Here is a 17108-nt window from a genome sequence, read left to right on the forward strand (position 1 = left end):
TTTCCTTCCTCTGATCGGGTAACAGACTTAAGAAAATCCATAGCTTTCTTATACTCCTCTCGAGCTTTAAGGATTTCGTTATAATACTCCTTTCTCTTTTCTGGTTCATTGGTTAAAAGCATTAGAGAAACATTACCAATAACGTTTACCATAATCTCCTTTCTTATTTTTGCAGCAAATTCGATCTTATATGCTCTTTCTCCCAAATCCTCAACATCTTTTTTCACAACATACAAAGAGTATAAAGTATAAAGAGATACAAGGCCCACTATCAAAAAAATAACCCCAAAACCAGCAATAAGTTTTTTGGTAATACTCCAGTTTTTGAACATAGTGTTCCTCCTTTATTTGAAAAAATTTATGTTGTTATATCTATTTTTTCCCAAGACCAAACTCAACTATCAGGTCAAGATTGTCTCCTAAAGTATACAAAAAGGAAACTCTGGGGATTTTGCTGGGTATTTCTATTTTATGGTCTACTCCAGTTACTATAGAAGGGGTAGAACCTTCAAGTTTTAGTCCAAATTTTTCAAGCTCTCTTCTAAAAACACCGCTTATCTGGTTGGTAAGCTCTCCTGCGGCATCGACTGCTTCTTTGTTAAGTTCTGCTACCTCTTCTCCTAAGATATTTTTCATGAATTCAAAAATTATACCTTTGTTGTAGCTAACGATAAGTACGCCTTCAAGTTTATCCGAAGCTAACCCCACTATTACTGAGACATCTTTAAATCCTTCGTTATCTTGTCTCACCTTAGTTTCTTTTAAAACCGGAGTTTTCATAAGATACATTCCTATAACTTCTTCTACCGCTTTCTTTACACAATCCGCAATGGCCTGAGCATTCATAGGTTTTTACCCTCCTCTTATTTCTTTAAAATTTTGATATTTAGTTTAAAACTTAAGCAATCTATCTACATCAAAGATAAGCAATATTTTATCAGGTAGCTGATAAACGTTTTTTACATATTCTTTAGAGATACCCTCTATCCTCTCAGGAGGTTTTTCAATCTTACTTACAGGAACTTCTAATATATCTCCTATCCTTTCAACCACAAAAGAAACCGGTGCCTCTCCTTCGGTTTTAAGGATAAGATTAACAGTAGGTTTTATTTTTTCCTTTAAACCAACCTTCTTGGCAAGGTCCATAACAGTAACGATCTGCCCTCTTAAATTCATGATTCCTAAGATAAACTCATCTGCCAAAGGAACTGGCGTTATCTCTGTATCCTTGTTTATTTCCATGATAATATCCGCCGGTATCCCACATAAAAAATTCCCTAAATAAAACGTTACAAAGGTTATGGTGTCAATGGTTGCAAGCTTATGATCTTTTTCCTCTGATAAAATAACCTTTTCTTTCTCTCTCTTCATTATATTCATCTTTTAAAACCTCCTTTTTAACTTAAGAGTTGTTTTATCCTTTCAAGCACTTGGTCTCTTTGTAGCTTCACTTCATAGCCGTTTGCCCCAAACTCAAATACCTTCCTTTTGACTTCCTCCCCTGCAAGGGCTGTTACTACAATCACAGGAAGGTTTTTAAACTGAGGATTTCCTCTTAACTCTTTTAACAACTCAAACCCATCCATCTCTGGCATCTCTATGTCGGTTATTACCAAATCAAAGTTAGGGTCATTATGTAATTTTTCTATCGCTTCACGTCCGTTCTCTACACACTCAACCTCAAAACCCATCGCCTCTAAATAGTTCTTCATCATGTTCCTGAAAAACGGTGAATCCTCTGCCAATAAAATCCTCTTAGCAGTATGAACCTCCTCTTTAAATTTAACCACAAACCACTCTGGGTCATACATCTCTATTACCTTGTAAATGTCTATAAAAAGCACAGTTTTCCCGTCTATTATCTTATGTCCTAATATCCCAGGATTGTTGTAAAGCCCTTCCTCTATTTCAAGGGTGGTCTCAATGGTATCAACTATGCTTGAACAAAGAATAGCACAAGTTTTGCTTCTCTCTGTAAAGAATAGCACTATGTAACTATCTTGATAAGGTAGCCCTTGCAAGGGCAAATAATTTTCTAATCTTATCACAGGAACTACCTGGTCCTCATAGATGATAACCTCTTTACCACCTACGATCTGTATGCTATCCGCTTTAACTTTATCAAGCCTTGAGATAAGTGCTATAGGTAATGCAAGTCTGTCTTGTCCTACATCAAATAACAACAAGAAATAGGTTTCATCTTTTGAGGTTTTAATCGTAATTCTTTCAGCATCAAGCCTTTTTTCTACCTCTTCCACACTTAATCCAATAAACTTTGATAATCCAACCACATCAAGAATTAAAGCTAACGCTCCATCTCCCATAATCGTTGCTCCACTGTAAACCGGTATATCTTTAAACCACTTACCTAAAGGCTTAACCACTATTTCCTCTGAATTTAAAATCTCATCTACAAGCAACCCTAAAACTCTTTCTCCTGTGGTTAATATCACAAGATTTTTAGACAAAACCTCTCCGTTTGAGCTCTGTTTCAATATCTCTGAAAGCTTCAATACCGGTATAATCTCTCCTCTTAGTCTATAAAAATCTGTAGACCCTACCTTTAAAAGGTCTTTATTAGGGTCCACATTTACAAGTTCTTTAAGATTAACCTGAGGAATTGCATACTTGTAACCACCTGACTTAACGATAAGTGCAGGAATGATAGCAAGGGTAAGAGGAATTTTTACCCTAACCGTTGTTCCCTTACCATAGATGGTGTTTATCTCAATCGTTCCTCCAAGTTTTTCGATGTTTGTTTTTACCACATCCATCCCGACTCCACGACCAGACACCTGAGTAACCTTTTCAGCTGTAGAAAATCCAGGCTTAAAAATCAAAGCAAGTAAATCACTCTCCCTTGCTCTTTGGGCTTCCTCTGCTGTCAAAAAACCCTTCTCTACCGCTTTCTTACGAATTTTCTCTACATCAATACCTCTTCCGTCATCCTCGATTTCTATCACTACTTGACCACCTTCCTGATACGCCCTTAAATAAATCGTTCCCTCTTCCCTTTTACCAACTTGCACCCTCTCTTCAGGAGGTTCTATCCCATGATCGATAGCGTTTCTAACTAAATGCGTAAGAGGGTCTTTTATAGCCTCAATTATTGAACGATCAAGCTCTGTTTCTGTCCCCTCAAGATGAAGATTTACCTTTTTCCCTAAGGATTTTGCAAGATCTCTAACTATCCTTGGAAATTTATTGAAAACTGTCCCGATGGGTTGCATCCTTGTTTTCATTATGGTTTCTTGCATCTCAGTGGTAATCATAGAAAGTGCTTGAACACTTCTTGTAAGGTCGTCATCAAGTATCTTTTGAGAAAGCTGAACCACCCTGTTCCTTGCTAAAACAAGTTCTCCTGCCAAATTCATAAGCTGGTCTAAAAGCTTTACATCAACCTTAATATGTGTTTCTGTTAACTCTACTTGAGGAGTAGCTACCTGTGGACTTTCTTTTTTCTCTTTTTTATCATCAAGCTTTTCAACCATTTTTTGAGTTTTTTCTTCCTTCTTTTCCTCTTTTTCAACAGATTCCTCTAAGGTTTTCTTAGGAATAGCTTCTTCAGAAGGAACTTGTAAGGGTTCCTGCTGAGTTTCCTGAGAGGTTTCTTGCTGGGTTCCCTGAGAGATTTTTTCAGAAATTTCTTGAACAGGTTCTTCTATAGGTTTTTCGCTAGACTTCTCTTCTTTTATCCCCTTTTTAATCTTTTCTGTAAAGTTAGAAAGAGTTACTAAAAATTCAAGAAGATTATCATCTATAGGCTCTTCTTTATGGGTCTCTAAATGCTGAACGATAAACTTTATCCAGTCAACCGCCTTAAGCAACATGTCTATGATGCTATCATCTGGTTTAAGCAAGCCATCTCTAATCTTTGAGAGAATTTCCTCTGAAAAATGAGCGATAGATTCAAGAGACTTAAAACCAAAGAATCCAGAAGCCCCCTTTAGAGAATGCATGCTTCTAAAAAGAGAACGAATCACCTCTAAATTTTCTTTGTCCTTTTCTAATTCAAGAAACCCCTCTTCTAAATTAGCAATCGCCTCCTTTGCTTCAACCAAAAAATCTTGTAAAATATCTTCATCAAACATCATAAAATTACCTCCCTCATTTTAATGACATTTTTCTCTTATATAAACAAAATTTTATTAAAAAAAAAATTTTTGTCAAACCTCGATTTAGATAAACTTATCTATTAATTTGTGTTGTTATTAAGCTAAAGTTGGATTTTTTTGATAGTGTGCTAAAATAGTTAGTCGTGAATAAAGCTTTTTTTTATCTTGGAATAACCATTCTTTTTTTTAGTTCCTACGAGGTAGTAAGTAGAACACTTACCGGTTTAGTCAATCCTTTTCAGGTCGTTTTTCTAAGGTTTTTAATAGGAGGTATATTACTTTTACCTTTTGCCTTATCTAAGGTTAGAGTTTCAGGATTTAATCTTAGCCTTAAAGACCTTTTTTATCTTTTTCTTTTAGGTTTGATTAACATAGTCTTTAGCATGTGTCTTTTACAACTTGGCATCAACCAGACTAAAGCCAGCTTAGCTGCGGTGATCTTTAGTTCAAACCCTATTTTTGTAGCCCTTTCTGCTTATTTTTTACTAAAAGAACCACTAACCTATAAAAAGGTTTTAGGTTTAGTTGTAGGTTTTTCAGGCTTAATCTTTACCTTTTATAAAGATTTAAACATAGACTATAGTTATTCTTATGGGATACTATACCTGCTTCTTTCAGCTTTAACTTATGGGATATACACCGCTTTTGCCCAAAAGATAAACCATAAGATAGATAATTTAGTTATGAATTCTATCTCCTTTCTCATAGGAAGCCTGCTTTTGGTACCCATTCTCTTGACTTTTCATCAGCCGCTCTTTTCGGTTCCTAAACAAGCCTGGCCTTCTATCCTTTATATAGGAATTTTTGTAACTGGAGTAGCTTATTATACCTATTTTAAAGGACTAAGTCTGACTAATGCCAGTCGAGGGTCCACCATATTTTTTATCAAACCAATATTAGCAAGTTTTTTAGCTTGGCTTTTCCTTTCAGAAAAAATAACCTTGCAGTTAATCTTAGGAGGATTTATAACAATCCTCGGTATTTTTTTGGTTCAAAAAGAAGGTAAGTCAAAACTGGAACTATCTGAAAAGAAAGCAAAAACTCTTTTTTCTGGAGATAAACGGTGGATAAGTTAAGGTTGAATAAATTTTTAGCTGCCTGTGGGATTACTTCCAGAAGAAAGGCAGATGAACTTATTAAACAAGGTAAGGTTTTAGTAAATGGAGAAGTTGTATCAGACCTATCTTATAAAGTTGACCCACAAAAAGACGAAGTAATAGTAGAAGGCAAAAAAATTTCGTTACCAGAAAAAGTCTATTACCTATTCTACAAGCCTAAAGGGTTTTTAACCTCGCTTTATGATCCTCACCACAGAGAAACCATCAGGTGTTTTTTAGAAAAACTACCTCAGAGAGTATTTCCGGTAGGTAGACTTGATAAATACAGCGAAGGGTTACTTTTACTCACCAATGACGGTGATTTAGGAAACTTTTTACTTCACCCTAAATACGGAGTAGAAAGACGTTACTTGGTTTGGGTAAGTCCTAAATTGGAAGAACCGAAAATAAAAAATTTACTAAAACATGGAATTCATCTTGAAGGGAAGTTGGTTAAACCTCTTGTTTTTAGGTTAGTTAAAAATGAAAATAAAAGCTATGTTTATGAGGTTTGTGTAAAAGAAGGGATAAAAAGAGAAGTTAGAAAAATGGTAGCTTATTTAGGAGGTAAAGTTCACAGGCTGCTACGTGTTCAGTTTGGCCCCCTTATGCTTGGAGACCTAAAACCTGGAGAAATAAGGCCTCTTTCTAAGTCTGAATTGCAAAATCTTTTTAAATTTGTAGCTCAACTAAAGAACTCTAAAAGTTTAGCCAGAGCTTTTTCAGGTGAAGAGACATAATTAACACCAGGAATGTTTTCCCATGTGTTAATCCCTATCACTGGTTTCCACATCTTTAAAGCTAAAGCTATCTCAGAAAGGGTACCGTATCCACCGGAAATGGCTATCACCGCTTCAACCGACCTTATCAAGATTACGTTTCGTGCATGTCCCATATCACTAAGCACCAATACTTTAACATAAGGGTTGGCTTCTTCGACTTTATGCCCTGGCAGAATCCCTACTGTGGTAGCTCCAGCCTCAAAAGCCCCCTTACAAGCCGCTTCCATTACTCCGCCCAGACCACCGGTATAAACTATGGCCCCCTTTTCACCCAAGAGTTTTCCCATAGTATAGGCTATTTGATAGGTGCTCTCATCAGCAATCCCTGCCCCTACCACAGCTATCCTTCTATTCTTTAAATCCATAAGCCCCCACCAACTTTACAAATCTTACTGGTTCTAAGGTTTGGATTTTAAGTATACCATCTTTTTTAATCCCCTTTACCAAAATTTGAGAAAATTCATCTCCCACAGGGATGACAATCCTCCCCCCTTCAGCAAGTTGGTCTACCAAAGGCTGAGGGATCTGGGGAGAAGCTGCAGTAACAATTATAGCATCAAAAGGTGCAGCCTCAGGCCATCCTAAACTTCCGTCTCCAATCTTAAGAGAGATGTTCTTATATCCCAAGCTTAGGAGCACTTTTTTAGCCTTTTCAGAAAGGTCAGGATCTCTTTCTATAGTGTAAACCCACAAAGCTATCTCTGCAAGAATAGCTGTTTGGTATCCAGACCCTGTTCCTACTTCTAAAACTCTCTCTTTCCCCTTTAACTCCAAGGCCTCGGTCATTAAAGCTACGATATAAGGTTGAGAAATGGTTTGTCCCTTTCCTATGGGTAAAGGAAAGTCTCCGTAAGCCTGATCTCTTAAGGCTTCTTCAACAAAAAGATGCCTTGGCACTTTTAGCATCGCTTGAATTACCTTTTCATCTTTAATACCTCGAGCTACAATCTGAGATTTAACCATTTTCTCTCGGGCGATCCTATACAGATCCTTGTCGTAAAAACCCTGCATCTGCTACCTCTTTTTAGGTTTTTCTACGGTGTAATAATAACAATCCACTACCTGGTCTTTGTAGATAACAATTTTAAGTATTTCGGTATAATCTTCTCCTTTATAACGATTGGCTAATGGGATGTCTTCCCAAAAATTTTTAACCCTGTAGTAATAATACCATTCTTCTCGTCCGTCAGGAAATACAAAAATCTGCACAGGGGGGCCTAAAAACTGGGTAACTTCCATTTTGTTTGTCTGATTAGGTTTGATAAGGCTGGCTTTTGAGGCTAAATTAGGTCCGGGTTTGGTAGCACAACCCCACAAACATAAACCTAAAAATACCGTTAACAACCATAACCTAAGCTTCATCTTTCCACCTATTTCAATTTTATTCAAATATTAACATAAAATAAACCTTTTCACAACAAACTTTTGAGTTAAAATTAAACAACTATGAAATATTACAAATGCGGTGGAGAGACCTTCGAGTTAACCCTTAATCCTTTTCCGTTTAAATGTAAAAGGTGTAAAGGAAATGAAGCTCTCATAGAAATCCCTTCTCAAGGCATCAAAGTTTGTCTCACATGTTTTAATCAAATCTTTGAAAACCGCCTTAAAAACACGATAAAAAGATACAGGATGTTTCGTAACACCAAAAAGGTGGGTGTTTTTGTTTCAGGAGGGAAAGACAGTGCCGCCCTTCTTTTTAGTTTAAAGAAGGTTTTTCCTGAGCTGGTTCTTCAAGCTATTCATCTAAACTTAGGTATACAATACTATTCAGACCTTGCAGAGGAAACGGTTAGAAAGCTCTGCCAGGAAATCGAGGTTCCTTTATATGTCTATAATATACCTAAGGAAGAAGGTTACTCTATAGACCATTTTGTACATACTATGTTCAAAAACAAAATCTGCTCTGTATGTGGGGTAATAAAAAGGTATCTTTTTACGAAAATAGCTAAAAACTTGGGCATAGATGTTATTGCTACAGGACATCACCTTGACGATACGGTTTCTACCATGCTAACCTTATTTTTCCAGGGAGATTTTGAGGGCATCGTAAGACTTGGGCCGGTTTTGCCCCCTTTATACCCTGGTCAAGCAACCAAGGTTAAACCTTTCTATCATACCCCAGAAAAAGACATATTTTACTATACAGCTCTTAACAAAATACCCGTAGAAACTTGCACCTGTCCTCATGGAGAGATTACCCCAAGCAAAAAAAATAAAAAAATCATAGAAGAATGGGAAAAGGAAAATAAACAGTTTAAATACCAGCTTCTTTCTGTGTTTGTAAAAAAACTCATACCTCTTTTAAAAACCCATCCTGACTACAAACTTTCTTCTTCTGAGTTTAAAAGTTGTGTTAAATGCGGAGAAATTACTACCGCTTCTGACGAGATATGTAGTCGCTGTAAAAGGGTTTCTTTGATAGAAAACTTAAAAGAAAAAAAATTAGAATTAACCCCAGAGGAGTTTAAAGAGTTTATCGAAAATCATCCCAAAGATGACTGGAGGGTTTTTGACCTCAGAGAAAAGGAAGATTTTGAAAAAAGTGCCTTTGAAGGAACTTTATGGGTTAACCCTGAGATAGTTCAAGCTTCTTATCGAAAACTGTCTAAACTTTTCAAACCTTACAGAAATAAAACTTTATTTTTTTATTGCTATACCGGAAGGCTAAGTTATATTCTCACCTTAAAGCTTAGAAAATTAGGGTTTAAAGCTTTTAACATAAGTTTTCCTGAAAGGTTGCTAATAAGTTAAAAAAGTTGTAAAATCTTTTTACTAAAAAGGACATATAAATCCTATTTAAAATTTAAACTCTACCATAAACTTTCTGTATTTTAAAGGAATGTTTCTTTTCTGGCCTTTTAAGTTTTCTCGTTCCTTGATAGCGAGGGTTTCAAAATATTGTTTCCAGAGGTTGGAAAAAAATGTTTCTTCCTCTGTTTCTTGAGGGATAGGTTTTACGATCTCTGCTTGGATGATATATTCCTTATGACAGAAGACAGCCAGCCCTCTTTTACGATCATGCAAGATAACTTTTTCGTTTCTCAATCGGTTGGCAAAATGTCTGGCCAAAGGTATGATCACGTTAAATTCCGGCTCAAAGGCGGCATAGAGATAACCACCTTTCACCTCTTTAAACCTCAAAAAGCCTTTATATCGATGAATTTCTCTTCTTACCCTGTTAGCTGTTTTATATATGTGGAAAAAAGCGGGGTCCGAAAAAATTAATCTTTCTTTCCCTGCACTAACAAGAGAGACAATTTGTTTTAAATCTTCAAAGAAGCTATCTTTTTCAGAAAGGCTGTAATAGTATAAAACCTTAAGCACATCTTTATCAAGATTTGCTAAAAGCTGGGCTAAACTTGAAATTTCCTGTTTAAAAAGGCTATCTTGCCTTAACTTAGACTGTTTTTTTAGATTTTGGTCAAACCTGCACACAAGCTCTTGTAACCAACTGTAGTTTTCTTTTCTCAAGCTAAAAACCTCAAAAGAAAAGTTCAAGCTGAGTCATCTTAGGTTGAGGTTTAAAGACAAAACTCTGAATAGAATCTACCTTAGCCTTTTGGTCTATCATTTTACCGTTAATTGTTATAAAATATTTAGCCCTTTTTATTACCACGCCAAGTTTTTTTAAACTTTCTGGACTAAGGGAGGTATGTTTACGGTAATTAAGGATCCTTTTGGCAGAGGTTGGTCCTACCCCTGGGACTCGAAGGAGTTCGTGGTAAGAGGCCTTCATGATATCTACCGGGAAGTAGTGTAAGTTTCTTAAAGCCCAGGCTAATTTCGGGTCATAACCTTCTTCAAGGTTGGGACTGTCAGGTGAAAGAAGCTCGTCAACAGTAAAACCATAAAACCTTATCAACCAGTCAGCCTGATAGAGCCTGTGCTCTCTAAGAAGTGGAGGGTTTGAGATCACTGGAAGACGACTATCTTGATTAACTGGAACATAGGCAGAATAGTAAACCCTTTTCAACTTGTATTTTTTATACAGCTGTTGACTTAAGGTGAGGATGATAAGGTCTGGTTCTGGGGAGGCACCGACAATAAGTTGAGTGCTTTGACCTCCCTTTGCATTATAACCAAAAGGCTCCTCTCTAAACTCATCAATTTTTTTAGATATTAATTCGATAGTCGATAATAACTCTTTCATGTTTTTTTCAGGGGCAAGCTTAACTAAAGACTTAGGGGTAGGTAGCTCTAAGTTAACACTAACTCTATCTGCCCATCTTATAGCTTCTAAAATCGTTGCCTCTGAAGCTCCTGGTAAAATCTTAAGGTGAATATATCCATCAAAACCATATTTAAGGCGCAATATTTTAACGGTGTCTATCATTTTTTCTAAAGTATAGTCTGCACTTCTTATGATGCCAGAGCTTAAAAATAGACCTTCGATGTAGTTTCGACGATAGAATTGATAGGTGATATAAGCAAGTTCCTCAGGCGATAAAAACGTCCTTGGGTGATCATTAGACCTTTTGTTAACACAATAGGCACAATCGTTATGGCAATGATTGGTTAGAAGTACTTTAAGTAGACTTATGCAACGTCCGTCTGAGGTAAAGGTATGACACAGTCCAAACTTCGAAGTATTACCTAAAAAAGATTTTTTGTTGTTTCTTGCAACCCCACTTGAGGCACAAGATACATCAAACTTTGCTCCTTGAGCAAGAAGTTCAAGACGCTCCCATACTTCTTTTTTTTTCTTAACCAAAGGTCCCATCATTTAAATTATTTTGTCCTAATTTTTATTCTTGACAAGACCCAGTGTTGAAACATTAAATTTTTGAGAATTTGATTGTATGATTTAAGCTCAGTTTTTTGACTGATTTTAAAAGTTATATTATAATAATTAAAAAACTATTTTATGTTGAAGGGGGATTCATGACAAGGATAGCTCTTGGCAAAGAGTTACAAATTTTAAAAAACCTAATAACTGATATGGCAAAAAACGTAGATGAAATGGTAAATGGCACAATTTTAGCTTTAAATAAATTAGACCCTACGTTAGCCGAAAGAGTAATTAAGGCAGATGACCAGATAGATTATTATGAACATATGGTATGTCAAACAGCTCTTGAGATCATAGCTTTACAACAGCCAGTAGCAAAAGACCTAAGGTTTGTTATCACTGCCATAGACATAGCTAAAAACTTAGAAAGGACCGCAGATCAATCGGTTAACATAGCCTACAGCGCCCAAAGTTTAGCCAAACAAGAAAACAAATCTTTTCCTGAGTGTAAAGTAGCTATAGAGGAAATGGCCAATGAAGCCTTAACGATGCTCCATTCAGCGATCAATGCCTTTGTCACTGAAAACACCCACAAAGCAAGGTCTGTAATAGAGTATGATGCTATAATAGACCGTTTACAACAAGATTTGATAGAGGATGTTAAAAACTGCATGAAGAAAAATCCTCAAAACATAGACCAAGGTGTGGAGTACATCAAGATAATAGAAAACATAGAAAGAATAGCTGATTTAGCAACTAACATAGCAGAAGGAGTAATCTTTGTTGTCGAAGGGAGGATAGTAAAACTTGAAAAAGAAAGTGTTTCTCTAATAACTCTTAAAAAAGAGATTTTAAAAGAGCTTCCGGTGTTTGAGCTCTTAAGAAAACATGCTCGGTTAGTTATAGAATGCGTTGAAAGACTTTCTCTTTCCTTAGAGGCTTATTTTCACCGTAATCAGCAAAGGCTTGAAGAAACAGCTCAGCATATCTTTGAAATAGAAAAAGAAGCTGATAAGCTTAAAATGAACATCAGAGGACATCTACCAAAAGGAATTATACTACCTGTAGAGAGATTTGAGCTTTTTCTATATCTAAAGGAACAGGACGCTATTGCTGATGTAGCTGAGGAGATATTAAACTGGCTTTCTTTTAAACATATTCCCTTATCTTTTGAGCTTTTTAAGCAAATAGAAGAATTACTTAACCAAAGTATTAAGCCTCTTGAGTTTTTAGAAGATATGATTTTATATTCCGCAGACTTTATTTTAACCAGAAATGAAGAAAGTAGAAATAGAGCAAAGGAGTTAATCAGAGAAATCAGATATGCTCAATATTTATCTGAAGAATATGGAAATAAGGTTAAAAAAGCTATTTTTAATCAAATAGAGGACCCTCTACATCTTTTCTATTTCTTAAAGCTCATAGATCTGATTTTAGGAATTTCCCATCATGCTGAAAACACTGCAGACCTTATGAGGGCAATGATAGCCAAATAGATACACAAATAACCCTTATTTTATCAACCTTCCTATCCTGTCTAACCTTATTTTAAAATGCTCTGAATCCCAAGAAAAGTATATGATTAAAGCCCTACCTTTTAGATATTCTATCGGAACGAACCCCCAGAAACGGCTATCATAACTTTGGTCCCTGTTATCTCCTAATACAAAAATTTTCCCAGGAGGAACTTTTATCGGTCCTAAGTTATCCCGAGAGCTAACCTCACGAGGGTAGACCTCTGTGTCAGTAAACTGAACATAAGGTTCATAAAGCAATCGCCCGTTAACATAAACCTTCTTGTTTACTATCTGCACTGTATCCCCAGGAAGCCCTATAACTCTCTTTATGAAATCTAACTTTTTATCAAGAGGATAGGTAAAAACTACTACCTCTTGTCTTTTGGGTAACTCTCTAAAATACAAAAACCCATCTTTAATAGGATGTTTTATTCCAAAAGAAAGTTTGTTTACCAAAAGGTAATCTCCTATTAAAAGGGTTGGGATCATCGACCCTGAAGGGATTTTGTAAGCCTGAACCACAAAAGTTCTAATAAAGAGGGCTAAGATCAAAGCTATAACTAAACTTTTTATCCAGTCTAAAACTTTGTTTTTGCTGGTATCCATTTAGACCCCTGTTAAAATTTTTTAAATTTTTAGTATAGCAAGAAATGCTTCTTGAGGAATTTCTACCTGACCTATAGACTTAAGCCTCTTTTTACCTTCTTTCTGTTTTTCTAAAAGTTTTTTCTTTCTGGTTACGTCTCCTCCATAACACTTGGCAAGTACGTCTTTTCTGAGAGGTGCAATCCTTTCTCTGGCTATGATCTTACTACCAATAGCAGCCTGGATTATTACCTCAAAAAGCTGTCTCGGGATAACCTCTTTTAACTTTACAGCCAGTTCTCTTCCCCGGTAATAAGCTTTATCCTTATGTACTATCAAGATAGGGCATCTACCGGTTGTTTGTTGATCAGAATATCCATTTTGACTAAATCTCCTGGTTTATACCCAATAAACTGGTAGTCTAAAGAGGCATAACCCTTAGAATAACTTTTGAGTTTGTCATAAAAATCAAGCACTACCTCACTAAAGGGAATTTCGTAAACAAGCACACATCTTTCTGGTGTAAGAAACTTAAGCTCTTTCTGAATTCCTCTTTTTTCCTCACAGAGATTTATCAACTGTCCTAAAAATTCCTTAGGAGTATAAATTTCTGCCTTGATGTAAGGCTCGAGTACTTCCTCTATCAACGCTGGATCAGGCCATTTAGCAGGGTTTTCAACCTCTATTTCTTTGCCGTTTTTAAGCCTAACTTTATATTTCACCGAGGGAGAAGTAGAAATTAGGTTTAAGTTATATTCTCTTTCTAAACGTTCTTGGACGATTTCCATGTGTAAAAGCCCCTGAAAACCACACCTAAAACCAAAACCTAAGGCTGCAGAGGTTTCCATCTCATAAGAAAAAGCTGGGTCGTTTAACCAAAGTTTTTCTATGGCTTCTTTTAGATCTTCAAAATCATCGCTATCAATCGGGAAAATACCTGCAAAAACCACAGGTTTTTGTTCTTTAAACCCTGGAAGAGGTTCTACCTGAGCCTGCGCCTCGGTAATGGTATCACCGATCTTAGCCTCTCTTACCTCTTTTATAGAAGCTGCGATAAAACCAACCTCTCCAGCTACAAGCATGTCTACTGATGTTGCCTCTGGGGCAAAAACCCCTACTTTGGTAACTTCATATACCTTACCTGTAGAATAAAACCTTATTTTTTGCCCTGGATAGATCTTGCCATCGACTACTTTGATTAAAACTACCACACCAAGATAAGGGTCATACCAAGAATCAAAAACCAAAGCCCTAAGAGGTTTTTCTCTAAAACCACCAGGAGAGGGTATCTTTTTAACTATTGCCTCCAAGACTTCTTTAATCCCTATTCCAAGTTTAGCACTAACCAGGATGGCCTCTTCTGCTGAAAGCCCTATCACCTCTTCTATTTCTTTTTTAGTTTTTTCCACATCTGCCTGAGGAAGGTCTATCTTGTTGATAACCGGTATGATTTCTAAATTATTCTCTAAAGCTAAGTAGACGTTAGCTAAAGTTTGAGCCTCTACCCCTTGAGAAGCATCTACCACAAGCAATGCCCCCTCACAAGCCGCAAGAGCTCTTGAAACCTCATAGGTAAAGTCTACATGCCCTGGGGTATCGATCAGGTTAAACTGATAAACCTCTCCGTCTTCAGCCTGATAGTATAGACGCACTGCCTGAGCTTTGATGGTTATACCTCTCTCTCTTTCCAGGTCCAGACGGTCTAAATACTGATCTCTCATCTCTCTGGATGAAACCGCACCTGTAAACTCTAAAATTCTATCAGCAAGCGTAGATTTACCGTGGTCGATATGAGCGATAATACTAAAATTTCTAATTTTTTCTTGGGGAAAAATCTTTTGTTCCTTTTTCATAGCATTTAAAAAAATAACAAACTTGTTAGAAAAAACAAGGTACCTACTCTCCTATTTTAGGAAGTTTACCTGCCTTTTTCGCAAGTTTAAAGGCATAACCAAAAACCCCTAAACTAAAACCTAAGTACACCAAGTTAAGAAGATAAGATTTAACCACCCAGTCTACCTTCCACTTTCCTGCAAATAAAATTTCTCTCATGGTTTCAAATAGGTAAGAAGCAGGAACCAGTTTAGCTAAACTCTGTAAAGGTTCTGGTAAAATTTCTACTGGATAAAACACCGCAGAAAAAGGTAGAAACAACAAAGCCAAAGCCCATGCAAGAATCTCTGCCTCTTGTCCAAAAAACAAAAGAAAAGACATCGTAAGTAGACCAATACTCCAGGCAAAAAGTAACAAACCATAAACCAAAAGAAAAAGTTGTAAACCTGTTAACCAAAACTTAAAATGAAAAACCAATCCCGCTATAACCACCATAAGAAAAGAGGCAATAGCTGCCTTAAAAATACTGTAAACAATAAGTCCAGCTAAATATTCATAGACTCTTATAGGAGAAACGAAAATATACACCAAATTTCTGGACCAAACATCCTCTAAAAAACCTACAGCTAATCCTTGTTGAGCCCGTATTAAAATGTTCCAAAAAATCAAAGCCCCTATAAACTGAAAAGCCCAAAAATTGTTAGAATAGGCCTCTTTTTGGAGATAGACGGTGATGAAACCCCAAAGTAAAAGATCAACCGTTGGCCAATACAAAAGGTCTAACCATCGGCTGGGGCTGTGTTTTAAAAGAAAAAAATGTCTTAGAACTACTCCGTAAATCCTTTTAACGTTAAAAACTTGTTTCATAGAACACCTTAAAGTATAACTCTTCCAGAGATTTAACCTGAAAAGCCTCAAATAAATCCTTTAACTCACCAAAGCCAACCACCTTCCCTTGTTTAAGTAGAAGAATTTTGTTAGCTATCCTTTCTAACTCACCTAACTGATGAGAAGTAAGAACGATAGTAATCTTTCTTGAGATCACCTCTTCTTTTAAAATCTGAGAGATATACTTTACATACTCAGGATCAAGACCAGCAGTAGGTTCATCTAAAAACACTATCTCTGGACGATGTAAAAAAGCCCTAACCAAGTTTAAACGCATCATTTCTCCTGACGAGAGATAACGGGTTAACACCTTTTTTTTATGATAAAGTTTAAACAATTCCAATAATTCATCTATTCTTTTATTCAGAGAAGAGACTTCATAGAAATGACCAAAAACTTTTAAGTTTTCTTCTACGGTGAGGGAATAAGGGAGATTAAGATATTGTGAAGCAAAGCCAAGCTTAATAAGTATTTCTGTTTTGTGTTTTTTAAAATCTTTACCAAAATAAAACACCTGACCAGAAGTAGGAAGGACTATATCTAACAAAAGATAAAGTAATGTAGTTTTACCCGCTCCGTTAGGACCTATTATTCCTAATATATCTCCCCTTTTTAGTTCAAAGGATACCTTTTCAAGCACCCTTTTAGAACCAAAAATCTTAGAAAGAGAGACTGTTTTGAGGACTTGACTCATAATAAAAAACCCCTAATCGCAGGGTTGATTAGGGGTTTGAATACATTCAAAAGGCTTAAGATGATTTAAATTAAGAATTTAAGATATTTTAGCCTTTTCTAACCTTGCCAAAGCTTCGTCTAAGGTCATAATACCTTTAGCCACAGCATAAGCTACGTAAGAATATACTGTAGTATCATATCCCTCTGGACGAGGAAAAAGTCCCTTAGCACGAAGTTTAGCTAACTTTTCTCTTCTCCTTCTCCTTCTTTCGATCTCTTTTTGTCTTTCTAATTTTTTGTGTCTTGCCATTAGCCCCTCCAACTTAAAGATATTAAAGGTTTGATAAAATATATAATTTTTTATTTTTTTGTCAAGTCTAATGCATGGTTTGGGGTTAGTTTCAAACTTAAAATGTCACTTTTTACCTCAAATTTAGAATGTCACGAAGTTATATTAATCTCCGTTTTCTTTTTAAAAAAGGATTTATCAAAAAGGCTAAAAAATATTGAGGGCACCAAGGGGATAAACCCTAATTTGCCGATAGAGAATAAAATCAAAAATCTTTCTTTAATCTTTAAACTTAAAAATCATAATCCTTAGTTACTTTCTATAGTTCTTCCCCAACTCTCATATAAAATCTATTCCATTCTCTACCTGTAACTACTCCCCTCAATCTTTTTCCCCTGATTCTAAACATATTTCTCCCATATCCTCTCTTAATCTCCCCATATACAAACTCTACTAACCCCACCTTTCACACCAACCCTTTTAACTCCTCTAAACGTGTTTTTATACTCAAATACTCCCTAAACTTGTCAACCCCCACCACAACCTTCAAAATTAATTGCCTCGCCTTACTAACTATCTTCCCCGCTATCTCTAT

Annotated in this window: 18 protein-coding genes and 1 pseudogene; 4 read left to right on the plus strand and 15 right to left on the minus strand. The window is 36.1% G+C overall.

From position 1 onward, the window contains the following. The 4 genes from G580_RS10580 to G580_RS0108175 form a co-directional block, all read right to left on the minus strand. A partial coding sequence (locus G580_RS10580; RefSeq protein ID WP_038041939.1) for a CHASE3 domain-containing protein occupies positions 1-332 on the minus strand: 332 nt, incomplete at its 3' end. 40 nt (positions 333-372) lie between these two features. Beyond that, the gene (locus G580_RS11115; RefSeq protein WP_051173311.1) at positions 373-846 is read right to left on the minus strand and encodes a chemotaxis protein CheX; all 474 of its coding nucleotides are present in this window, start codon (positions 844-846) and stop codon (positions 373-375) included. A 45-nt stretch (positions 847-891) separates the two neighbouring features. Beyond that, positions 892-1380, minus strand: coding sequence for a chemotaxis protein CheW (locus G580_RS0108170; protein ID WP_083960848.1), 489 nt, complete (start codon positions 1378-1380; stop codon positions 892-894). A gap of 17 nt (positions 1381-1397) precedes the next feature. Continuing rightward, complete coding sequence (locus G580_RS0108175) at positions 1398-4094, minus strand: hybrid sensor histidine kinase/response regulator (RefSeq protein ID WP_028841746.1); 2697 nt, start codon at positions 4092-4094, stop codon at positions 1398-1400. A gap of 164 nt (positions 4095-4258) precedes the next feature. On the opposite strand from G580_RS0108175, the gene G580_RS0108180 reads away from it, so the two are divergent. Together G580_RS0108180 and G580_RS0108185 are read left to right on the plus strand one after the other, a co-directional pair. Next, positions 4259-5191: a DMT family transporter gene (locus tag G580_RS0108180; RefSeq protein WP_028841747.1), complete on the plus strand. Its 933-nt coding sequence runs from the start codon at positions 4259-4261 to the stop codon at positions 5189-5191. Further along, a complete protein-coding gene (locus G580_RS0108185; protein WP_028841748.1) occupies positions 5179-5952 on the plus strand; it encodes a pseudouridine synthase in 774 nt (257 codons plus the stop codon). Before G580_RS0108180 ends, G580_RS0108185 begins: the two co-directional genes overlap by 13 nt. On the opposite strand, the gene G580_RS0108190 is transcribed toward G580_RS0108185, so the two are convergent. Genes G580_RS0108190 through G580_RS0108200 form a run of 3 tightly spaced genes read right to left on the minus strand, consistent with a single transcriptional unit; the run spans position 5898 to position 7356 of the window. Continuing rightward, a complete protein-coding gene (locus G580_RS0108190) occupies positions 5898-6359 on the minus strand; it encodes a TIGR00725 family protein (protein ID WP_028841749.1) in 462 nt (153 codons plus the stop codon). The genes G580_RS0108185 and G580_RS0108190 overlap by 55 nt on opposite strands. After that, positions 6343-7005 carry a protein-L-isoaspartate(D-aspartate) O-methyltransferase gene (locus tag G580_RS0108195; RefSeq protein WP_038041941.1) on the minus strand — a complete coding sequence of 221 codons (663 nt, stop codon included), beginning with the start codon at positions 7003-7005 and terminating at the stop codon, positions 6343-6345. The genes G580_RS0108190 and G580_RS0108195 overlap by 17 nt, the downstream gene beginning before the upstream one ends. 3 nt (positions 7006-7008) lie before the next feature. After that, positions 7009-7356, minus strand: a complete 348-nt coding sequence (locus tag G580_RS0108200) for a hypothetical protein (RefSeq protein WP_028841751.1) — start codon at positions 7354-7356, stop codon at positions 7009-7011. Positions 7357-7440: 84 nt separating this feature from the next. On the opposite strand from G580_RS0108200, the gene G580_RS0108205 reads away from it, so the two are divergent. Further along, complete coding sequence (locus tag G580_RS0108205) at positions 7441-8748, plus strand: PP-loop family protein (RefSeq protein WP_028841752.1); 1308 nt, start codon at positions 7441-7443, stop codon at positions 8746-8748. A 45-nt stretch (positions 8749-8793) separates the two neighbouring features. Here the strand turns inward: G580_RS0108205 and G580_RS11120 are convergent, their stop codons facing one another. Continuing rightward, a complete protein-coding gene (locus G580_RS11120) occupies positions 8794-9495 on the minus strand; it encodes a TIGR03915 family putative DNA repair protein (RefSeq protein WP_051173312.1) in 702 nt (233 codons plus the stop codon). Then, complete coding sequence (locus G580_RS0108215; RefSeq protein WP_211211387.1) at positions 9479-10708, minus strand: putative DNA modification/repair radical SAM protein; 1230 nt, start codon at positions 10706-10708, stop codon at positions 9479-9481. The genes G580_RS11120 and G580_RS0108215 overlap by 17 nt, the downstream gene beginning before the upstream one ends. Before the next feature lie 170 nt (positions 10709-10878). On the opposite strand from G580_RS0108215, the gene phoU reads away from it, so the two are divergent. Next, positions 10879-12222 carry a phosphate signaling complex protein PhoU gene (phoU, locus tag G580_RS0108220; protein ID WP_028841754.1) on the plus strand — a complete coding sequence of 448 codons (1344 nt, stop codon included), beginning with the start codon at positions 10879-10881 and terminating at the stop codon, positions 12220-12222. 15 nt (positions 12223-12237) lie between these two features. Here phoU and lepB read toward each other — a convergent pair whose 3' ends face one another. The 6 genes and pseudogenes from lepB to G580_RS11530 all read right to left on the minus strand — a co-directional run bounded on the left by lepB (position 12238) and on the right by G580_RS11530 (position 16976). Continuing rightward, a complete protein-coding gene (lepB, locus tag G580_RS0108225; RefSeq protein WP_028841755.1) occupies positions 12238-12849 on the minus strand; it encodes a signal peptidase I in 612 nt (203 codons plus the stop codon). Positions 12850-12870: 21 nt separating this feature from the next. Then, positions 12871-14681 (minus strand): annotated as a pseudogene (lepA, locus tag G580_RS10595) (translation elongation factor 4). Between the two features lie 43 nt (positions 14682-14724). Next, a complete protein-coding gene (locus G580_RS0108235) occupies positions 14725-15528 on the minus strand; it encodes an ABC transporter permease (protein WP_028841756.1) in 804 nt (267 codons plus the stop codon). Continuing rightward, positions 15512-16243 carry an ABC transporter ATP-binding protein gene (locus tag G580_RS0108240; protein WP_028841757.1) on the minus strand — a complete coding sequence of 244 codons (732 nt, stop codon included), beginning with the start codon at positions 16241-16243 and terminating at the stop codon, positions 15512-15514. Before G580_RS0108240 ends, G580_RS0108235 begins: the two co-directional genes overlap by 17 nt. 78 nt (positions 16244-16321) lie before the next feature. After that, positions 16322-16534 (minus strand): hypothetical protein, encoded by a 213-nt coding sequence (locus tag G580_RS0108245; protein ID WP_022855803.1) that lies wholly within the window; start codon positions 16532-16534, stop codon positions 16322-16324. 298 nt (positions 16535-16832) lie between these two features. Then, complete coding sequence (locus G580_RS11530; RefSeq protein WP_156874813.1) at positions 16833-16976, minus strand: hypothetical protein; 144 nt, start codon at positions 16974-16976, stop codon at positions 16833-16835. Between the last annotated feature and the right edge of the window lie 132 nt (positions 16977-17108).

The sequence above is a fragment of the Thermodesulfobacterium hveragerdense DSM 12571 genome (assembly GCF_000423845.1).
GTDB lineage: Bacteria > Desulfobacterota > Thermodesulfobacteria > Thermodesulfobacteriales > Thermodesulfobacteriaceae > Thermodesulfobacterium > Thermodesulfobacterium hveragerdense.